Source organism: Saliphagus sp. LR7 (genome assembly GCF_003344565.1).
Lineage (GTDB): Archaea > Halobacteriota > Halobacteria > Halobacteriales > Natrialbaceae > Saliphagus > Saliphagus infecundisoli.
Map to the genome: position 1 here is coordinate 1 of NZ_QPND01000018.1, position 19829 is coordinate 19829.

At 63.8% G+C, this 19829-nt stretch carries 20 protein-coding genes and 2 pseudogenes; 12 read left to right on the forward strand and 10 right to left on the reverse strand.

Features of this window, described 5'->3' with window-relative positions; all coding sequences use genetic code 11:
- Positions 1-190: pseudogene (locus tag DVH23_RS18220) on the forward strand (hypothetical protein); the annotation flags it as partial.
- Between the two features lie 152 nt (positions 191-342).
- Positions 343-957 carry a hypothetical protein gene (locus DVH23_RS18225; protein WP_232833826.1) on the forward strand — a complete coding sequence of 205 codons (615 nt, stop codon included), beginning with the start codon at positions 343-345 and terminating at the stop codon, positions 955-957.
- A gap of 774 nt (positions 958-1731) precedes the next feature.
- Here DVH23_RS18225 and DVH23_RS18230 read toward each other — a convergent pair.
- Together DVH23_RS18230 and DVH23_RS18235 are read right to left on the reverse strand one after the other, a co-directional pair.
- Positions 1732-3174, reverse strand: a complete 1443-nt coding sequence (locus DVH23_RS18230) for a hypothetical protein (RefSeq protein ID WP_114578845.1) — start codon at positions 3172-3174, stop codon at positions 1732-1734.
- Positions 3175-3178: 4 nt separating this feature from the next.
- On the reverse strand, positions 3179-4381 hold the full coding sequence (locus DVH23_RS18235; RefSeq protein ID WP_157972489.1) for an AAA family ATPase: 1203 nt from the start codon (positions 4379-4381) through the stop codon (positions 3179-3181).
- A 38-nt stretch (positions 4382-4419) separates the two neighbouring features.
- Between DVH23_RS18235 and DVH23_RS18240 the strand changes: the two genes are divergently transcribed.
- Positions 4420-5412 (forward strand): transposase, encoded by a 993-nt coding sequence (locus DVH23_RS18240; protein WP_114578847.1) that lies wholly within the window; start codon positions 4420-4422, stop codon positions 5410-5412.
- On the opposite strand, the gene DVH23_RS18245 is transcribed toward DVH23_RS18240, so the two are convergent.
- Positions 5407-6735 (reverse strand): hypothetical protein, encoded by a 1329-nt coding sequence (locus DVH23_RS18245; protein WP_114578848.1) that lies wholly within the window; start codon positions 6733-6735, stop codon positions 5407-5409. The genes DVH23_RS18240 and DVH23_RS18245 overlap by 6 nt on opposite strands.
- A gap of 298 nt (positions 6736-7033) precedes the next feature.
- Here DVH23_RS18245 and DVH23_RS25300 point away from each other — a divergent pair.
- Positions 7034-7144 (forward strand): annotated as a pseudogene (locus DVH23_RS25300) (transposase); the annotation flags it as partial.
- A 42-nt stretch (positions 7145-7186) separates the two neighbouring features.
- Here DVH23_RS25300 and DVH23_RS18255 read toward each other — a convergent pair.
- A complete protein-coding gene (locus DVH23_RS18255; RefSeq protein WP_114578849.1) occupies positions 7187-8194 on the reverse strand; it encodes an MBL fold metallo-hydrolase RNA specificity domain-containing protein in 1008 nt (335 codons plus the stop codon).
- Positions 8195-9871, reverse strand: coding sequence for an ATP-dependent DNA ligase (locus DVH23_RS18260; RefSeq protein ID WP_114578850.1), 1677 nt, complete (start codon positions 9869-9871; stop codon positions 8195-8197).
- Positions 9872-10023: 152 nt separating this feature from the next.
- Between DVH23_RS18260 and DVH23_RS18265 the strand changes: the two genes are divergently transcribed.
- Positions 10024-10353, forward strand: coding sequence for a BsuPI-related putative proteinase inhibitor (locus tag DVH23_RS18265; RefSeq protein ID WP_114578851.1), 330 nt, complete (start codon positions 10024-10026; stop codon positions 10351-10353).
- 83 nt (positions 10354-10436) lie between these two features.
- Here the strand turns inward: DVH23_RS18265 and DVH23_RS18270 are convergent, their stop codons facing one another.
- Both DVH23_RS18270 and DVH23_RS18275 read right to left on the reverse strand, forming a co-directional pair.
- Complete coding sequence (locus DVH23_RS18270; protein WP_198667997.1) at positions 10437-10952, reverse strand: hypothetical protein; 516 nt, start codon at positions 10950-10952, stop codon at positions 10437-10439.
- Between the two features lie 78 nt (positions 10953-11030).
- Entirely contained in the window at positions 11031-11234 is a 204-nt protein-coding gene (locus tag DVH23_RS18275; RefSeq protein WP_114578852.1) for a hypothetical protein, read from the reverse strand.
- A 112-nt stretch (positions 11235-11346) separates the two neighbouring features.
- Here DVH23_RS18275 and DVH23_RS18280 point away from each other — a divergent pair, with 112 nt between their 5' ends.
- The 4 genes from DVH23_RS18280 to DVH23_RS18290 all read left to right on the forward strand — a co-directional run bounded on the left by DVH23_RS18280 (position 11347) and on the right by DVH23_RS18290 (position 15321).
- Entirely contained in the window at positions 11347-11895 is a 549-nt protein-coding gene (locus DVH23_RS18280) for a metal-dependent hydrolase (RefSeq protein ID WP_114578853.1), read from the forward strand.
- Positions 11896-12013: 118 nt separating this feature from the next.
- Entirely contained in the window at positions 12014-12175 is a 162-nt protein-coding gene (locus DVH23_RS23780) for a hypothetical protein (RefSeq protein ID WP_157972491.1), read from the forward strand.
- Positions 12176-12318: 143 nt separating this feature from the next.
- A complete protein-coding gene (locus DVH23_RS18285) occupies positions 12319-14247 on the forward strand; it encodes an ABC transporter ATP-binding protein (protein WP_114578854.1) in 1929 nt (642 codons plus the stop codon).
- 342 nt (positions 14248-14589) lie between these two features.
- Positions 14590-15321 carry a DNA-directed RNA polymerase subunit epsilon gene (locus DVH23_RS18290; protein WP_198667998.1) on the forward strand — a complete coding sequence of 244 codons (732 nt, stop codon included), beginning with the start codon at positions 14590-14592 and terminating at the stop codon, positions 15319-15321.
- Between the two features lie 103 nt (positions 15322-15424).
- Here DVH23_RS18290 and DVH23_RS18295 read toward each other — a convergent pair whose 3' ends face one another.
- Complete coding sequence (locus tag DVH23_RS18295; RefSeq protein WP_114578855.1) at positions 15425-15763, reverse strand: helix-turn-helix domain-containing protein; 339 nt, start codon at positions 15761-15763, stop codon at positions 15425-15427.
- A 96-nt stretch (positions 15764-15859) separates the two neighbouring features.
- Between DVH23_RS18295 and DVH23_RS18300 the strand changes: the two genes are divergently transcribed.
- The gene (locus tag DVH23_RS18300; protein WP_114578856.1) at positions 15860-16606 is read left to right on the forward strand and encodes a DUF6293 family protein; all 747 of its coding nucleotides are present in this window, start codon (positions 15860-15862) and stop codon (positions 16604-16606) included.
- Between the two features lie 32 nt (positions 16607-16638).
- Here DVH23_RS18300 and DVH23_RS18305 read toward each other — a convergent pair whose 3' ends face one another.
- Positions 16639-17901 carry a magnesium transporter gene (locus DVH23_RS18305; RefSeq protein WP_114578857.1) on the reverse strand — a complete coding sequence of 421 codons (1263 nt, stop codon included), beginning with the start codon at positions 17899-17901 and terminating at the stop codon, positions 16639-16641.
- Positions 17902-18101: 200 nt separating this feature from the next.
- Here DVH23_RS18305 and DVH23_RS18310 point away from each other — a divergent pair, with 200 nt between their 5' ends.
- Positions 18102-19013: a DUF6159 family protein gene (locus tag DVH23_RS18310; protein WP_114578858.1), complete on the forward strand. Its 912-nt coding sequence runs from the start codon at positions 18102-18104 to the stop codon at positions 19011-19013.
- Positions 19014-19130: 117 nt separating this feature from the next.
- Positions 19131-19484, forward strand: a complete 354-nt coding sequence (locus DVH23_RS18315; protein WP_114578859.1) for a nuclear transport factor 2 family protein — start codon at positions 19131-19133, stop codon at positions 19482-19484.
- A gap of 67 nt (positions 19485-19551) precedes the next feature.
- Here DVH23_RS18315 and DVH23_RS23785 read toward each other — a convergent pair whose 3' ends face one another.
- Entirely contained in the window at positions 19552-19722 is a 171-nt protein-coding gene (locus tag DVH23_RS23785; protein WP_157972492.1) for a hypothetical protein, read from the reverse strand.
- Positions 19723-19829 lie beyond the last annotated feature (107 nt).

Genomic DNA, 19829 nt, shown 5'->3' on the forward strand with positions numbered 1-19829 from the left:
CGACTCCACGACCGTCTCGCTCACCCACACCCTCGAGGACGACCTCGAACCCGCCACCTACGGCTACTCTATCTCGACGCTCCAGGAAATGGCCAGCGCCGAAATTACCGTCGAAGCCGTCGAGAGCATCGATCCGGCCCGGACGGACGGCTCGGGCTTCGCCGGGATCTCGAGCTGGTTCCGGAGGTAGCCCCGCTCTCGAGGCCCGTATTTCTCGTCTCGGCGCCGACTTCGTGGCGTTCCTGAGGGGGGCCAACCGCCGAGTGGACCCTCGTTCGTTGCGTTCGGACCCGGATCGACGCTCCCCAAACGGATATGACGCCGGCACCCCGATAGTCCGTGATGGCATCGCCCCCGGAGCGCGCTCGCCAGCCGGCCGACGCCGGTCGGTGGCGGGTCGTCAATCGTCTCCTGCAGGCCGGAATCGTCGCCGGGCTCGCGGCGGGGATCCGCCGGCGCGACCCGAGCGTGGTCGTCAACGCCCTCCTCTCGCTTGCCTTTGCCTCGCTTCCCGCCCACGTCGAACGCTGGACCGATGTCAGCTTTCGGCCGTGGCAACGGGGCTGGCTCTCGCTTGCGGGGCTGGTCCACACGCTCGGGATGCTCGGCCCGTACGACCACGTGTGGTGGTGGGACGACGTCGCACACACGCTCTCGGGCGGCGTCGTCGCCGGCGCCGCGGACGTCCTCTATCGCTCCGACGCCGACGGCAGGTACACGGATTGCACCCGGCCCGCGTTCATCGCGGGCGTGACCCTGGGGTTCGGCGTCGTCTGGGAGGGTCTCGAGTACCTCGTCCACGCACTGGGCGACCGGATCGGGGTCGAACCCATGCTCGTCACCTACGGGTGGCGCGACACGCTCGGGGATCTGGTCTTCGACCTCCTCGGGGCGGCGCTGGTCGTCCGGTTCGGCCGGGTGGCATTGTCGAACCTCGTCGGCGACGGCGACCGGTGATCGTCGCTATCGACTCGCTCGAGCGAGAGGTCGTCTTCCCCGGAAAGCCCTGACGGCGCACTGAGGGAGTCATACGAACCCACGTTCTCCGCTTCCTCGATTTGCTCACTCTACGTGCGAACGTACCTCCGATTAATCTACCAGTTGCAATAGATGTTCTGGCTGGCGTGCAAGATACACGGCGCAAATGTTGCACGAGTCTGAGAGACGATCTGAACCAGGTGGTGACGTACAGCGTCGCATATGACTGTCCCGTTGCCCTAGTCTATCCTGATCAAGACGGTGACTGTTCGGAGACCTACGATCTTCGGACCGGGCATACGCTGCATGCAAGTCAACTACCCCGCCCTGAACGCCTTTGGCGTTCTGCGGACGGGGCTTGCGTGGCTTCGGTCGGGAGTTGTGGTCCCGGACCGACTTGTGTGCCGGTGCGGTCGGTCGGCAGAGGCAATGTAATTGGACGTGACCTCGGCGACGTCGCGGCAAGTCGAGCGTGCTCGGAGCGGTCGCGTCGTCGGTCCGTCCTTCGGGGCCGGTTGACGGCGGCCCGTCCGGAGCGAGGAACCAACCCTTTCCCACACCGACGTGTTGGTTCGGCACCCATTGCTGGGCTGTCTGAAGCCCGCTTCGGACGACAGAGGACGACGAACCGGGCGATACTAACTGTTTCGCCCAGCTTCGCAACGCGATTCCTCCCCTCCCTACTCGCGGCTTCGCCGCTCGGTGAGGAAGGGGACTCCTCGCTACTGCCTGTTGAATTGGCTAATAGCCGGTTCAACTCAAGGTGTCAAAATCAACCGAAAGGGCTGTCCTAAATTGATTGCGAAGGAGTTCTTCAGCCCGATCAGAATCTGCTTTGGTACTGATTACTCGAGTGGACCGGTTTTCGATGCTGAACGACTCTTGGATTGGGGTGCCACCGACACAGAGTAAGCTTGCATACCCGTCCTGGGGCAGGAAGTCTGCGACATAACCCAAGAATCGGTAAAGTCCTGAGGTATCGATATGATCTGCGAGCTGGAATTTTGCATCAGCGAGCCAAACTGGTGTATCTCCTTCACTGATGAGGAAATCAGGCCTTCCGACGTGACGACCAGGTTTTCGAAACCTTTTGCCTACGTACTGACTGATTTCGGTGTTATTGATTCGACGGACGGAACGGTCGTAGTAGAGCGTGATCTCGGATGATTCGAACGTATACTTTTTTGCAATTGGCCGACGTGTGTCACTGTTACCCGCGTTGTCGACATTGTAGGGGCCAAATCCCTCAGTCAGAATCGATAGAAGCCGTTCGAGACACCAGAGTTCGTAGACCGTCTCAACAGGTTTGATTGCGGTATCGAAACGCGATCGCCAATCAAGCGTGGTAGCGAGTTCACGTTGGAACCCGACCCAAAGCTTCGCCAGTTGCCGAACAGGGCTGTACTGGCTCGCCATCATCGCGTCGAGTTCGGATGAACTCGGTCGGTTTTCCCCGCCTGACGTCTCGAGCACCTCGTTAGGAAGTCGATCTCGACGGATATGCCGATGATATCGGATCTGCCGGTCGAACTGTGAATCGCTCAAACCCAGATCTATTTTGAGGACGGTCAATCTGGAGCCGAGTGCCTTATGGAGTAAAGCCAGTAACCGCGTCACAGGCGTTACAACCGAGAGTCTTGCCTCTCGTGAAACCACTTGGCCCGTTCCGCGCGCTTGTTCTTTGACGGTGCGTTCGAAATCGGGGGTACCAGTAAGCGCATAGCCGACGTTTGTTTCGTCTGTCAATTTGACCGGAAGTCGCTGCTCGAAGATCCGCTCTGTGATCTGAATCAGCTGGCGACTATAGGTGAGCAAAATCGTGCGAGCATCCTGGACGGCCTGGGGCATGAGCGAAAGATATGCACTGGCTGTTCGGAATCCGTATGTCTCAACTACGCGTCTCGCCCCAGCCAGAAACTCGTTATACGTGTCCGAGTCGATAACTTCTCCCTTGGCACTGTCCTTCGCAGCAGGAAGCACCCGCACGTTTCCATTGAGTTCGCCAGCCCAGCCACCGGGCAAGAAGGTCGACCGATTCCGGATCGTGGGTCGACTTGAGCGACTGCCAAAGACCTGATCGACAACCTCACCAATCGCTTCGACATCTGAAACGAGAGCGTCCCAGTCTGCGTCGTTAGATGAGGTATCGATGTCTGATCGCTCGTGGGCTTCGTACGCTGCAAGTTCAACGGTCATATGATCAGACGATCCCCACCCCAGTGTCGCGCTGATCGAGAATCGCCTTGCTGCGACTCAGGCCGAGCGATTCGAGAAGTTCGATGAACCCCTGTAGCGCGTCTGCCTTGGAGTCAGTATCATCATCGACACTGGACCGTCCGATCGCTTCTTCCTCTCGTAGTTCGACGAAAAACGAATCGAGCTGCGGGAGAATAAACGCGATTACGGCTTCGTCCAACCAGTACCTCGAAGCTCGGTCGATACCACTCAGTTCGACTGCCGTGAGGAATTTCGCAATATCGATGAACTGCGAGTGGCCAATCGTGACCATGCTGTGCTCGTTCAGGTAGGCCGCCAGCGCAAACGCGATCTCGAGGACGTCCTGACCTGACGTGTAATTGTACGTCGCTGGGTCCATAACAGTCTGGAACGCATCTTCGACCCCGGCTGGGACTGCAAACGCGGGATCAATGGCCGCAGCATCACGCTGGTGTACCGTTGGGCGGGGGGTGTCCACGAGGACGTCAACAAAGGATAGATCGTCTATGACGGCGTCTTCGACCATATCATCGCGTATCTTTCCGGCGTTTGCGAGTTGATACTCGTCTATCGCAGGGTCACGAGTTGCTGCATCGGTCTCCGGAAGACTCGAATCGACTAGCGACGGAACCGGCACAAACCCAAATCGACGTCTGAATGCGTCACCAAGCGAGAAGAGTTTCGCTTGGTCCTCTGTATTCATAGTTCCAAAGAGCCGGTACGAGAGCGGGATCCAGACCTCTTCATCAGCATATCGAAGTGGCTGATCTGCTCGATAATCGATGTCCAGAAGGGTGAAGATGTCTCCGAAGGCCTGGTCAAGATTCGCTCGGTTGAGTTCGTCGAAAATCAGCCAGTGATGGGTGTTCGAATCCTCGAGCCGATCGCGACATGCTTCGACCGTTTCACTGATGATTCCTGCATTCGGTATCCAGTCGACCGTCAGATTCGTATCGGTTTCATCGGGACCTTCGTCACGCTTTCCGGGTGCATACCCGCCGACGATGTCATAATTGGTCAACTCCGAGTGGGCAGTGGCAAGATCGTACCCGACACCGAACCCGAGCTTCGAGAGTCTTTTCGCAACTCGCGTCTTTCCGGTCCCGGGCGGCCCGTAGAACACGGGATTCTTGCCACTGATTAGATGTGCAACAGCGACCTGGTAGATTTCATTTGAGCGTGTCATAGAAAGCCTCCCAAGGGAGGCCGCAGGGCTTGGAAACTGTGTCCAGCAGTACCAACGCCCTGCAAGACGCAGCATCGGTAGACGACTTCTTGAATGCGGCGGCTACCGAAACAGTGCCGCTGTTCGAACACCTTGAGTTCGAGTTTCTACTGGAGTACGACGTGTTCGCCCCCGCTCGCCGGGGGCGAACACGAGTTCATCAACCGCCAGATCTCTTTCGCGGCTTTCTACACTGCTACTACAAGAATATCTACGGTACACGCCTAGTTACACGCGAACTCCAGCACAGCCTCGTCTGGTACTACTGCGGACTCGACAAACCGCCATCCAGAGACACCATTGACCGCTTTCTCACCGACCTCGAACACGTTGTTGACAATGTCTTCGACAGGCTCGTCGAGCAGGCCGCCGCCCGCGGCCTGCTCGACTCCACGTACTCGATCGATTCGACCCATGTCGAAGCGATCCAATACAACGACGCTGCCTCGTGGAATTACGATCCAACAGCCGAAGAGCACTACTACGGCTTCGGCTGTACGCTTGTCTCAACTGGCGAAAAGATCCCGATAGCAGCGGAATTCACACAAACCAAACAAGCGGATCAAGAGACGGCGATGCGCGTCACGCGTGACGCGCTCGCCGTCGACACACCGATCTGGATGCTTGGAGACAGCGCGTACGATATCCTTGATTGGCACGACCACCTGCTGGCCGCAGGGGTCGTGCCAATTGCTCCGTACAACCCGCGAAACACCGACGATCCACTCGATATCGAGTACAGGGTCGAAAACCGCATCGCCGAACACAGTGAGGACGTTCAGCTGAACCACTCGATCTTGGACGAGACGTACAACCACCGGACAGGCGTCGAACGAACCAACGATGCAGTCAAGGGCTGCGGCCTCGGGCACGTTCGCGCCCGAGGCCGCGTCCACGCACGAACAGAAGTGTACGTTGCGCTCTGCCTCCGACTAGTCGTTGCAATCACCAACTACGAGCGAGGAAACGATCCGGGCTGCGAGAAGCTATGAGATGCATTCTATGACACGCTCTTCATTTTGAAGCGGCTCGTCATCTACGAACTGCTTGAGTCGTTCGACGTATCCAGGGGAAATCGATAGCGCTCGAGCCATCTGATATGCCCGTTTGGCTTCACTGGTATCGTTGGAAAGCGAAGCGACAGTCGCTGTCGATGGATTAACGCCATTGGTCGCAGTTATCCCCAGATCGGGATGGTTGACGTTGACAGGGGTGGGGAATTCCCTGTAGTCGACGAGAGCACCGAAGATGAGGCGACTCCCACTTCTGCTGACCTCGAATTCTTCGTCAACTTTTTTGCCGAACACACAGCCCAACTTCGCGCTAGCGACGATTTGATCGCCATCGCGAACGAGAACGTACCCGCAGACGTCAGCTTCCATGAGTACTTCCGCTTGCTCGGGCGTTGGATCGGGAAGCAACTCCGGAGTATCATTTTTCGCTACGTAGAGGAATTTAAGTCGCGAATCGGCTTCGACATCAAGTGGATCTGCTTGATATCCATCGAACTCGTGAACAATCGGTGGTGCATCCCGTTCACAAATAAGATCGGTGTCGACGATGAGGTGTGCTGGATCTGGAAGCTCGCTCTGCTCGACGTAATCCGAGGCCTCAACTTCGCGTACGAAAGCTTCCCCACCTCCGAAGTACTCCAAGTACGCCGGCTCGATCTCTAGCAAGCTATCGGACGTATTGTCGTCCGTATACCAGTAGCCACCATCTGTGTTCTTTCGATAGTACGCGAATTCAGGATCGCACTTCTGGATGATGTCGTTAAACGCTTGGATCCCCTTGGTGTTAGTCGGGTTCTCGTACGATATGACGTCGCTGGTAGAGAACCAAAGACTCGTGAACCCATCACTTCGCCAGAGCAACCTCGAAATTTCCTTGTGGACCTCAGTGACTGAGGGTTCCTCTGGTTTGGGCAACGCGAGGTCGATCTGGTTGCGGTATTGGATGTTACTCTTGCTTCGTGTTTGACCTGGGTCCACGTAGAGTACCCAATTTCCGGGATCCATCGCTCGAACAACGTCGTGTTCTGAACTAGCCCCCCATGCCCTGACGTTTCCCTCTTCGAGGAGTGTGTGAAGACGCTCGAGCTGTGGACTCGAGACACCAGCCTCCTCGATTATTGTCTGAATCTCGGCTCTTGTTTCGACGGAGATCGGTGTCGTAAACGTTGCTCCGAGATTCTTCCGATAGGGCGCGTCGAACCCACGCTGAACGAACACACTCGTAGAATCAGCCGACTCAGCGTCCATGTTGTTCTGATTCTGTTCTGGGGCAATCTCCGTCAAATCTCGGTCAGTCGCCATTCAATAACACCTCAACGATTGTGCAATAGTCCATTTCATTTCCTCACCGCTAGTTCGGAGATGTATGGCGTCGTTGGTGGATACAAGTACTTGGTATCGTTAGTTCGCTCGAGTCCGTCCAGCGACAATGAAATCGTAATGCATCCCACCCAGACATGGAGTTGCCCAGAAACCATTTTCCGGCCATTCGACACCTATGAGACACTGACTAGTCATAAATATATTCATTCATGAGCCAGTATATCAACGGTCTTAATCCGACATCGCGGGTATCACCACTGTGAATCCAAACATCATTTTCAAGTCTGGAACGGTGACGCCGAAGGGCGGATTTACCGCCTACCCTGATGGGTTCGAGGCCGAGTTCATGGACAAGCCCCACCCTCCACGAGCGAACCCGTCAGGGTGAGCGAAGTAGGGTGGGGTAGTTGACCGGACCGGTCATCCGCCGTCAGAACTCGCCGAGCGACGTCTGGTTTTCCTTCAGCGATCGGGCCTCGATCCCCAGCTCCGTCTCGACGTGCGTCGCGAACGCGTCTGCGAAGCCGTGGGTGGTGTATACCTGCCGTGGATTCAGCGTCTCGACGGTCGCGACGAGTTCCGAGAAATCGGCGTGATCCGAGAGCACGAACGTCTCGTCGTACCCGCCTCGATACAGAAACGACTCCTCGATCGCCCACCCGGAGAAGCCCGCGGTCACGGCCCCGGTGTCCTCGACGATCCGATCGACGAACGAGAGCTTGTTCGTCTGGGCGGGAAGGACGAGCGCGTCCTCGGGATTCAGGGCCGTCTCGCGGCGGTAGCGACGGGCGCCGAAGTCGGTCCCCCACGCCTCCGCGATCACCCCGTTCAGTCGCTCGATCGCCTCCGTGACGAACAGCCGCTCGCGCTCCGAGCGGGCGACGAGGCGTTCGATCTCCTGGGCGCGCCCGAGCGTGTAGCCGAAGAGTACGACGGGGCCGTCGTGGTCGTCGAGCCAGCCGACGATCTGCCTTTCGAGTTCGCGCTGGGCGTCGAAGACGTAGTCGGGCGTCCCGTAGGTCGTCTCCGTAACGAGGACGTCCACGTCGTAGTCGGCCGCGACGGCCTCGGCGTCGAACCCCGCCAGCCCGAACCGCTCCCGGGGCGAGAAATCCCCGGTGTAGAGGTAGGTCGTCCCCTCGTCCTCGATTATCGTCGCCGAGGAGCCGGGGACGTGGCCCGCGGACACCTGCTCGATCGCCGGGTGGCTCCCCCGGCCGAGTTTCCCCTCGTCCCGTCGGCGGGCGGCCGCGAGCCGCGCGGTGAGTTCCGAGCAGATCACCTCACTCGGAGCCTGCGAGTAGAGGTGATCGCCGTGGGCGTGGCTCAGGACGGCGACGTCGCCCGCGGGCTCGGTCGCGTCGGCGACGACCGTCTTCCCATCCGAGAGCTCGATTCGGATCCCGTCCCGCAGGCTGACCGCGCCGTCCCGGACCATCTACGCTCCCTCCGTCCGATGCTGGTCGTCGTAGAGTTCCCGGACGCGCTCGAAGCCGTCGGCGTCCTCGGGCCCGAGGTCCTCACGAAACCCCGAAAAGCGGGGAAATCTGAGCGCGTAGCCTGAATCGTACGTTTCGGAGGCCTGGATCTCCTCGTACTCGACCTCGATGACGACCTCCGGGCGGACGGTCACGGCTCGGCCCTCTGCGGACTCGACTAGGGGTTCGAGCTTGGCGGTGATCTCGCGGAGTTCGTCGTCGGTCAGCCCCGAGAACAGCCGCCCGACCTCGCGGAGTTCCCCGCGCTCGTCGTCGAAACACGCGAGCCGAAGCCGGCCGAGCCAGTCGCTCTTTCTCCCCTCGCTCCACTTCGCGCCGACGACGACGAGATCGAGGCGCTCCATCGTCGGCTTGACCTTCCGCATGTATCCCACTCGTGATCCGGGCCGGTAGGGCGCCTCGGGGTTCTTGACGACGACTCCCTCCTGGCCCGCCGCGAGCGCGTCCTCGTAGAACGTCTTCGCCGCCTCGAGAGAGTCGGGTCGGACGTTCTCGGCCCGCCGGACGGTTCCCTCCGGCTCGAGCACCTCGGTGAGGCGGTCGAGACGCTCGACGAGGGGTGATTCCAGAAGCGAGCCGTCGTCGTAGAGGAGGTCGAAGGCGTGGACCGTCACCGGATACCGCTCGGCGAGTTCCGCGATCTCCTCCTTTCGCTTGATGCGCTTCGAGAACTCCTGGAAGGGGATCGGCGTTCCGTTATCGTAGCCGACGACCTCCGCTTCGATGATCGCGCGGTCGGTGCCGACTTCCTTCTCGACGGCAGCGACGACGTCGGGAAACTGGGCGGTGACGTCCTCCAGACGGCGGGTGAACAGCCGGATCTCCCCCTCTCGGACGTGGATCTTCGTTCGCATTCCGTCGTACTTGTACTCGACCACGGGGCGTTCGGTACCGCCGAGGGCGTCCTCGAGGCCGTCGGCCTTCCTCGCGAGCATCGCCTTGATCGGGCGAAACAGCTCGATCTCGAGTTCGCCGAGTCCCTCCCGGCCCGCCTCGCGGGCCGTCTCGCTCACCGTCCGGAAGTCGTTCGTGACCTCGTAGGCGCGTTCGACCGCCCTGGCCGCGTCCTCTTCGCCCTCGAGAAAGGCCGCTGCGAGCGCGTCCCGGATCGTTCCTTCGCCCACCCCGAGACGCATCGCGCCGACGGTGGTCCGGACGATATAGCGGGCCTCGTCGGGGTCACTGTCGCCGAGCAGCCCCGCGATCTCGCCGACGCGGCGGTCCTGGCTCCCCGCGCCCTCGTGGTCGGCCAGCCCGCGGAGGGTTTCGTAGACCTCGCGAACGTCGAGGCTGTCGGAGACGAGCGTGGCTTGGACCCGGTTCTCGACAGCCAGCGCAGCCGCATCGCCGAGATCGCCCTCCTCGCGCCACCACTCCTCGATGCGCTCGTCGGGGAGACCGCTGGCCGTCGCGATCGCCTCGACGGTCAGCGACGAGGAGACGCCGAGTTCGTCGGGCTCCCAGGCGGCGAACAGCCGTCCTCGAGCGAGCAGGGAAAGCTCCGGGAGCAGGTCGCCCGCGTCGGCGAACGTCTCCGCCAGGATCTCGGTCTTCTCGAGGGTGGAGGCGGTCGCCTCGAGACGGTCGTACACCGCCGTCAACTCCCCGTATTGCACTGTCGTATAGAGGGCGGGGCGGACCAAAAGGCCGCGGGTTGCATCCACGCCATCGACGCCGCAGGGTGGTTTCGTGGCCGTGAACGGCCCGAGGACCTGTCGAACGCGGCGCTCGGGCCAAGGACTTTACCGGGTCTCCCCGTTCTCGGCCCATGGCCCTCGACGCCGACCTCGAAGTCGAGTCCGGCGATCCGGTCGCGCTTACCCTCACCGTCACGAACACCGGCGACGAGCCCCGCGAAGTGACCTTCCGGAGCGGGCTCGAGGCCGATTTCTCGATTTCCCGCGACGGGGAGGAGTGCTGGCGCTGGAGCGACGGCCGGCTGTTCACCCAGGCCCTCCGGACCGAGACGTTCGTGCCGGGGGAATCAAGCACGTACACGGAGAGCTGGGCCCCGTCGGAGCCGGGGACGTATACCGTGGTCGCGGCCCTGAACACGATGGAGGCAGACGTCGAGGAGCGCGCGGAGTTCGTCGTGTGAACTACCCTATCGCTCGCCTGACGGCTCGCGCTTGCAGGGAGGGCTTCCTGTTTCAACGACGCGCTTTGCAGATACTGACGTATCTAAGGCCGGCGGGCGACGGCCCTCGTGTGGACGCGTCCGTAGATCGTTCCGAGCAGCAGTCCGTACACCAGGTGGGCGACACCGGCCGAGAAGGCGACGAGGAGCCCGCCGACGAAACCGGGGACCGGGAGCAACGGCTCCGGCAGGTCGGTGGTCCCCATCAGGTTCACCGTGATCGGGAGCATGATCCCGCCCGTTACCAGTCCGATCGCGACCGCGTAGAGGACGCCGGTGATTGCCCACTCGCCGACGTTCGAGATCCGGTCGTGGATCCGCCAGCGCGAAACGAGCGCGGCGAACACCAGCCCGAGCAGGACGCTGTTGATCAGATGGCCGAGCCAGCCGCCAAGCACCGTCGGCCACCCGTAGAGGGTCCCGATCAGGGGCATCATGTTCGCGCCCAGATGGAGGACGATCCCCATACCGATCCCGCCGACGAGCCCGCCCGCCGCTCCCGCGCCCCACGTGGCCGACATCGACCCGTACACGCCCTCGCGGAGAGTGTCGGTTGCCATACGAACCACTATGGTACGTGGTACCAAATAGCTATCACGCCGTTCCTGCTCCGGTCGAGGTCCGGGTCGGGACCCGGTTCAGCTCGAGGGCTCCTCGTCGGGATCGGGGCGTTGGTACCAGATGAGCACGACACCGATTAGCATGCACGCGGTCCCGAGGGCGAAGTTGCGGTTGAGAACGTAGGAAGCGACGGGGTTTCCGCTCACGACGGCGACCGTCGCGGTGGTCACGACGATCCCACCGATGAGGGCCGCGAGAGCCCGACTGAGAGTCCAGTCCATTGCCCGTGCGCTTCCAACTACGTCGGCGTATTAAACGTTCCCGAACGCCAACGGGTCGCCGCGGCGTGGCGCCGATGGACAGATACTTTCCCGCCGTCGCCAACGGAGGGGTATGTGGCCGCTCGGACACGCCGCGGTCGGCTATCTGCTCTACTCGCTGTCGGCGCGCGCCCGGTTCGGCGGGCGTCCGGCGACGCTCCCGACGGTCGCCCTGCTCGTCGGAACCCAGGCTCCCGACCTCGTGGACAAGCCCCTGGCGTGGTACGCCGGGGTCCTCCCGACGGGCCGGAGCCTCGGACACTCGCTGCTCGTCGTCGTTCCGATCTGTCTCGCGGTCTACTGGCTGGCCAGGCGGCGGGGACGGGCGGAACTGGGGGTCGCCTTCGGGATCGGTGCGGTCTCGCACCCTCTCGTCGACTCCGTCCCGGCACTCTGGTCGGGGACGGAAGTGAACTACCTGCTGTACCCCGTCGTCCCCGTCACCGAGTACGAGGAGGGCGCGCCGACGCTCGCCGACCTGCTTGCGGGCTCGCTCGGCGAGCCGTGGTTCCTCCTCGAGTTCGCTCTCGCGGGGGCCGCCCTCCTCGCGTGGCATCGGGACGGACGCCCCGGGCTGGGGACGGTCGAGCGGGTCCTCCGGCGAGCCACTCGCTCGACGTAGGCGACCGTCATCTCCTCGTCCGTCGCCGTCCCCTCGTCGGCCGCCTCCCGACGGGGGCGACCGGTTCGACGAGCAAAAGAGGGAAGTAGTAGGGTGTCATACGTTCACACGGGGAAGGATGTACCAGCAGTGTCCGTTCTGTGACCGCGTGTTCGAGATCGGGGAGACCGACTACCGGCCGATGAAGGCCCACATCCGTGCCAGACACGCCGATTCGGATGAGGGGGGCGCCGGAGCGCCGACGGTGAAGAGCGCCTCTCGTGGGAGCGCCGCGGACTAAGGCGGCCGAACCGCGACCGGCCCGCCGGCGGGGAGGTAGCCGACGCCGCCGATCGGCCCCGGAGCCGCGGGACCCGCCACAACCGGGCGTCTCCACCGGGAAGGATACCGTTTTGACGGTGCCGGCAGTCGTCTCGGGGACGGATGTCAGCCGACGCCCCGGCCGACGGCTCGCTCGACGGGATCAGGGCCACGGAGACGAACGCGATCGCCGGGATGTTCCGTACGTACGGCCGCGACAACCTCCTCCTCTTCGGCGTCGGCGGGGTCGCGAGCGTGCTCTCGCGGGCGATGGAGCTCGTTCCGGCGTACGTTCTGGCGGTCGCGATCGACTCGCTGTTCTTCGACGAGCGTGCGTTCTCCCTCTGGGGGATCCCCGACGGCCTGGTGCCGGCCGATCCCGGCGAGCAGTTGCTCCTCGTCCTCTCCCTGCTCGCGGCCTCCTACGTCCTCGAGGCCGGGCTGGGCTGGGTCAACGACTGGTGTTGGAATGCCTTCGCCCAGCGGTTCCAACACGAGGTCCGGGTCGACACCTACGACGCGATGCAACGCCGTGGGATGGGGTTTTTCGACGACAAACAGACCGGCGAGGTGATGAGCGTGTTGAACAACGACGTCAACCAGCTCGAGGGCTTTCTCACCGATAGCTTCAACCAGGGGATCCGGATCGTCGTCCGCGTCGGCGGGATGGGCGCGGTGATGCTCGCGATCAACTGGCGGCTGGGGATCATCCCGACGCTCGTGATCCCGGTGCTTGCGTACGTGAGCTACCGGTTCGTGGCGCTGATCCACCCCAAGTACCAGGACGTCCGCTCGGCGGTCGGCCGGCTGAACTCCCGCCTGGAGAACAACGTCGGCGGGCTCACGGTCGTCAAGGCCTACAACCGCGAGGAGTTCGAGACCGACCGGGTCGCGGATGCCTCCCGGGAGTATCTCGATTCGAACTGGGACGCGATCACGACCCGGATCAAGTTCTTCCCGACGATCCGGCTCATCACGGCTGCGGGCTACGTCGCGACCTTCCTGGTCGGCGGCTGGTGGGTGATGTTCGGCTCGCCCCACCCCTTCTTCGCCGGCTCGCTCACCGCCGGCACCCTGGTCATGTTTCTCTCCTACACCCGGCGGTTCATCTATCCGATGCGAAACTTCGGCCAGATCCTCAACGACTACCAGTACGCCGAGGCCGCCGGCGAGCGCATCGTCGGGCTGCTCGACTCCGAGCCCGCGATCCGTGCCGACGAGGGATCGACCGTCCTCGAACCCGTCGAGGGCGACGTCGAGTACCGGAACGTCTCCTTTGCCTACGAGGCCGACCGCGCCGGCGACGACGACGGGCCGGTCGTCCGGGACGTCTCCTTCGAGGTCGGGGCCGGCGACTACGTCGGGCTCGTGGGGCCGACGGGCGCGGGGAAGTCGACGCTGATGAAGCTCCTGATGCGGCTGTACGACGTCGACGGCGGCTCGGTCCGCATCGACGGCCACGACGTCCGGGAGATCGACCCCCGGAGCCTCAGGCGCTCGATTGGCTACGTGAGCCAGGACCCCTACCTCTTCTACGGCACCGTCCGGGAGAACATCGCCTACGGCCTGGAGAACGTCGACGATCGGGAGGTCCGGGAGGCCGCCCGGGTCGCCGGTGCCCACGAGTTCGTCCGGCGCCTCCCCGAGGGCTACGAGACGATGGTCGGCGAGCGCGGCGTGAAGCTGTCGGGCGGCCAGCGCCAGCGAATATCGATCGCCCGCGCGATCCTCGAGGACCCCGAGATCCTGATTCTCGACGAGGCGACGAGCCACGTCGACAACGAGACCGAGGCCGTGATCCAGAACAGCCTAGAGGAGCTGATCGCCGAGCGGACGACGTTCGCGATCGCTCACCGACTCTCGACGGTCCGGGACGCCGACCGGATCCTCGTGCTGGACGACGGCGAACTCGTCGAGTCGGGCACCCACGAGGACTTACTCGAGCGCGACGGGCTCTATGCGACGCTGTGGAGCGTCCAGGTCGGCGACGTCGACGATCTTCCCCGGGAGTTTCTCGAACGAAGCGGTGCGCTCCCCGAGGAGGGCCGATAGCCGGAGTGGCGTGGGTCTCGCTCGACACCGACTCGAGTCGGCCGGAACGTGTTGTCGACCCGAACGTATTCACCATCCAAACAGTTATAGTGATATGGATAGGTTATCGACACGTCGGCCCTCCAGACGGCCGGCACGTGACGCCACTCACGTCACCCTTATCTCTCGCTTTCGTCGCCATCCTCGAAAGCGACGCCCGACGATCGATCCGGGCGCGTCGGTCGGCCACTGGCGGTCTCCGCCCCGCGGTCCTTTAAGTACCTCTCGCGACAAGGTGGAGATACGAGGGACGTTCTCCGGGGAGCCATACTTTCAACTACGAGCAGCGGGTACGGGGTCGTGATGAGCGACGAGGAGACCGACCTGGCCCGGCCGACTCCGGGCGAGGCACACGCGCCCCGCAGGGAGACCGACGACGCCCCGCTCAGCCGGCGGCCCGGTGACAGTACGGTCGCACGTGCGGACCTCCAGCGCGACGAGACTACGCGCCGCTGGGGACTGGTCACGCCAAGTGCGACCCGGATCGGCCGCGCGAGCTCGCCCCTCGAGGACGTAAGCGAGAACGTCCGGCGGCTCCACGACGAGCGCCACCCCGCGATGGAGGGCTACAGCGCGCGGGCCCATCGCCTGGAGAAGCTCCGACTCACCCACGCGCTGTGTGGCCGCCTCGAGCTCACCCCCTGGCAGCGCGACCGCGCGATCGGGATCATGGTCGACCTCGATCTCACCGCGTTCGGCAGCCAGCGGGCGATCCCCACGGTCGCGCTGGTGGTGATCCGCCACGTCGTCGACCTCGAGCGCGAGCGCCACCTCGGCCTCCACGACGACGACTGGATCGGCGAGCAGTCCCCCGACCGGCTCGCGGCGCTGTACGACCGGTTCGAGTCGATCACCGACGACGAGGAGTTCGTCTCGCTCTGTGCGGACCACGGCCTCGACGTGACGAGCCTGAACCGGCTCCGGCGGACCCTGCGCGAGCAACTCGACGATCAGGACCTCGGCGGCGCCGTCTACGGACGGAACCCCTACCGGGACCCCAGCCTGCCCGAACTCGGGGTCGGCTCCTCGGCCTGACTCTCTTTAAGTGTCTCTGGCGACAAGGTGAAGATACGAGAGGCGGTCCCGTCGGTTCTTTCCGTGTTTCGATCCGGCGAGCGCCCGCTCCGTTCTTCGACGGTCACTCCGGATCGGTCTCGAGGACGACCGAGAACCCCTCGCTCCCGAACTCCACGACGGCCCCCCTGAACGTCGCCCGGAACCGCTCGTGGTGGTGGCCGTGTTCGGGGTCGATCACCGTCACCCCCTCGACGAGTCCGAACTCCTCCAAGCGATCCAGCCGCCGGAACGCCGTGGGCTTCGATACAGACGTCGCCGCGGCCACCTCGGTCGCACTCCGGGGTTGCTCTGCGATCGCACACAGCACTTCGCGGGTGTACTCGTCTCCCACCAGATCCAGAAGCTGGGGGGCTTGCTCCCCCGCGTCCCGGTACCGTGATCGGTTTGCCTCGCGTGGCATGGACGGATATCCGGGCAGTAGTCTATTCAATTCTATCCGGATACTATTAAAAAAATAGATACTATTATAGTATCTGTACTCTCTATACTATTCGAAATGAGCGGCGATCCCGAACTTCGGTCGATCGATGAGGTCCACGTCGCCCCGGTCGGCTACGAGGCCGACCGGATCACCGAGCCGGCGATCGAGTACGGCGCCGACACGGTCCATCTCCTCGAGGGAGCCGAACGGGCGTCGTACCACGACCGGATCGCAGACACGCTCGAAGGAGGGGGGATCGCCGTCGAGACCCACGGCGTCGACCTCCGGGACGTCTACGACGTGCTCGGGCGGACGACGACGATCATCGACGCCTGCGGCGAGGACATCGTGCGGGTCAACGTCTCGAGCGGGCCGAAACTGGCCGCGATCGGCGCGGCGCTCGCGTGCATGGCGACCGACGCGAGCGGCTATCACGTCCATCCCGAGTCGGCGTCCCATCCGGTCGCGGAGACCCCGCGGACGGAGGGAATGGAGATGGCCGAACGACTCCCCTCTTATCCCCTCGAGACGCCGACGGCCGACCAGGTCCGGGTGCTCGACTACGTCGATTCGGCCGACGACGCCGTCTCGACGCCCAAGAAGAGCGACCTGATCGACTTCGCCGAGGAGGAGGAACTCGCCTTCCTGACGACCACGGACCCGGCGAACGACAAGGCCAAGTTCGCGCTGTTGAACAACCGGATCCTCGACCCGCTCGTCGGGAACGGTTACGTACGGATCGAGTCCGTCGGGCGATCGAAACAGGTGTCGCTGACCGAGACCGGACGGAACGCGCTCCGGGCCTTCCGTCACAAAGTGTAGCCGGTCGGCGAGCGCGCGGCAGGGATCGCCGGTTAGATCCCCAGGATGGCGCGTGCGAGCCCGAGGAAGATGAAGAAGCCGAGCACGTCGGTCGCCGTCGTGATGAAGATGGTCGCCGACGTCGCCGGGTCGATCCCGAACCGGTCGAGCACGAGCGGGATGACCGTCCCGAAAAAGCCCGCGATGACGAGGTTCAGGACCATCGAGACGCCGAGGACGACCCCCAGCAGCGGGCTCCGGTTGAACACCGTCGCGATGGCGGCGACGAGCGCGCCGGTGATCGCCCCGTTCGCGGCTCCGGCGATGATCTCGTTGACCACGGCTCGCCCGCCGGTCTGCAGGGAGACCTGTCCGTACGCGATCCCGCGTACGGTGACCGCCATCGACTGGGTGCCCGCGTTGCCGCCCATCCCGGCGACGACCGGCATGTACACTGCGAGCAGCGTGAACGCCGCGATCGTGTCCTCGAAGAGGCCGACGACGGCGGCGGCCAGAAACGCCGTCCCGAGGTTGACGATGAGCCACTTGTATCGCCGGCGAACCTTCGCTACGGGGCCGTCGAGGATGCTCTCCTCCTCGGTGACGCCCGTGAACTCGTAGAGGGTCCTGCTCGCCTCCTCGTCGACGAGGCGAAGCAGGTCCTCCGCGTAGATCGCCCCGAGGACGGTGTCCTCGCCGTCCGCGCGGTCGAGCACCGCGACCGTACTCTCGGGGTTCTCGCGGAAGCGCTCTAAGACCTCTTCCTCGTCGCTGTCGTAGCCCACGGACGGAGCCGCCCGGACGTAGTCGTCGATCGCGTCGCCGTCGCCGTTCGTCATCGCCAGTGCGGGTCCGGGCAACTCCCCGAGCAGCCGTCCGTTCTCGAGGACGAAGATGACCGGGAAACGGCCGGTGCGTTCCTCGTAGCGCCGGACGCGTTTCCTGACCTCGCCGAAGCCCCGGCGGACGTCGACGGTGACGTAATCGAGGGTCATGAGCCCGGCGGCGCTCTCGGGATCGAACTCGAGGAGGTACTCGATCGCTTCGCGGCGGTCCTCGTCCAGCCGCCGGAGGACCGCCTGTCGGGTCTCCTCGTGGGCGACCTCTAAGGCGTCGGTCGCCTCGTCGGGATCCAGCCGGCGGACGAACCCGTGTAGCTGGTCCTCGTCCATGTCCGCGACGACCGCCTCGCGCACGGCGTCGGGGAGCTGGACGAAGACCTCCCGCTGGCGCTCCCGGGAGAGGGCCCGGAACTCCGCCGCCGGCTCCGGCGAGGCGGCGATCGTCTGCTGGGTGTCGGCCAGGACCTCCGTCATGGCTGGAGTGGTCCCACAGAGCGACTAAGCCGTTGTGATCCACGAACTCCACCTTCCAACAGCGAGAGGGCCTGCCGTTTACACCCGGCTCGGTGACACCGATAGTTCCTATCTCACGATTTACATAACTGAACCCGATCCCCTGGCCAAACCAATAGAATATCCAATACGTTTACGTAATAAGCGAGCGTATGATAGGTATGTCGTCGAACATCGGTCGGGGGAGGGTCGGCTTCGTCGAGCGGCTGAAGACGGGGTGGACGCTGACGAAAGACAGCCTCGGGGTAGTCCGCGATCACCCCCGTCTGCTGGCGTTTCCGCTGCTCGCGGGCGTCGCCAGCCTCTGCTTTCTCGCACTTCTCTTGGTCCCGCTGCTGGCCGCGAACCTGTTCGGGAGCGGCGTCGAATACGCCGTCCTGTTCGTCCTCTATTTCGTCACCACCTTCGCGAGCACCTATTTCTCGGCCGCATTGGTCTACGCGGCCAACGAGGCCTTCCACGGCCGCGAGCCGGGGCTCCGGGAGAGTCTCGGGGCGATACGGGGCCGACTCGGTCCGATCCTCGCCTGGGCGGCGATCGCCGCGACGGTCAGTATCGTCATCAAGGCCCTGGAGGACGCCGACAACCCGGTCGCGGCGCTCCTGGGCTCGCTGTTCGCGGTCGGCTGGTCGATCCTGACCTTCTTCATCGTCCCGGTGATCGTCTTCGAGGACGTCTCCGTCACCACGATGTTCGAACGCAGCGGCGAGACGTTCAGGGATACCTGGGGGGAAATCCTCAGTGCCGGATTCGGGATCACGCTGATCGTCGGGCTGATCGGTCTCGTGCTCGTCGGGGTCGCGCTCGCGGTTTCCGTGCCGGTCGCGAGCGCGTTCGCCGGCCCGGGGCTGTTCCTCGGCGTCGTCCTGGTGGGCGGGGCGGTCGTCTTCACCGTTCTCCTGGGACAGGCGATCCGGGGGATCGCGAAGACGGCGCTGTACGTCTACGCGGTCGAGGGAGTCGTTCCCGACGAGTTCGAGAACTTCGACTTCGAGACGCTGGGCGGGCGGACCGAGCGATCCGCCTCGCCGGGAGCAGCCGGCCCGACGAAGACGGCCGCCGACGGACGCTGACGCCGCCGTCCGTGCGACTCGAGGGACGGTGATTTCCCGTCTCGGATCGAGGGGTCTCGTGGATCATCGTCGGCGACGACGCCGGACTCTTATAGGGCGGGCGATAAACGCTCGGACATGTCCGACTCCGACCGCGACGACCTGATCGACGCCTACTTCGACGCGATGGACGAAGCCGATCTCGAGCGCGTTCGACCCGTACTCGCCGACGACTTCGTCTACGAGTCGCTGGCTGGCGACCTCGAGGGCGCCGCCGGCCTCGAAACGTATCTCGAGGAGGTCCGGGGGCTCTCGAACACGAGCCACCAGGTCACGCTGCGGGCCCACGGCGAGGATGCTTCGGTCGCGGAGGGGGTCGTAACCGGCGACGGCGACGACGGGCGCGTCGAGGCCGGCTTCTGTGACGTCTTCGAGTTCGACGACGCAGACGAGCGGATCGTCCGGATCGGCGTCTATCTCAACGACTCCTGAGACGGCCGGCCGTACGACTTCCGGCCCCCGCGCCGTCGACCTCTCCGTCCTTTTTTTCTCGTCGAACTCAGGAATCGGAGCCGTCGCAGTCCGCACAGAGCGGTCGGAAACAGACGGGGCTGTGGACTTCCTTGGGGAGCGGGGTCTCCGCGCCGCACGAGAGACAGGGTGCCGTCTCCGGCGCGTCGTCGCCCGACCGGTCGGTTCGAGTCACGTCGTCCCTGCTTTCGGTCGCCACCGTCCTCAGTGTATCGCTGCTCCCGGCCGAAACCGCCACCGGGAGGCCCGGCCTGGACCCGCTGCCGTTGGCCATCGGATCGAGCGGGCGGCGAGCAACCCTTACTA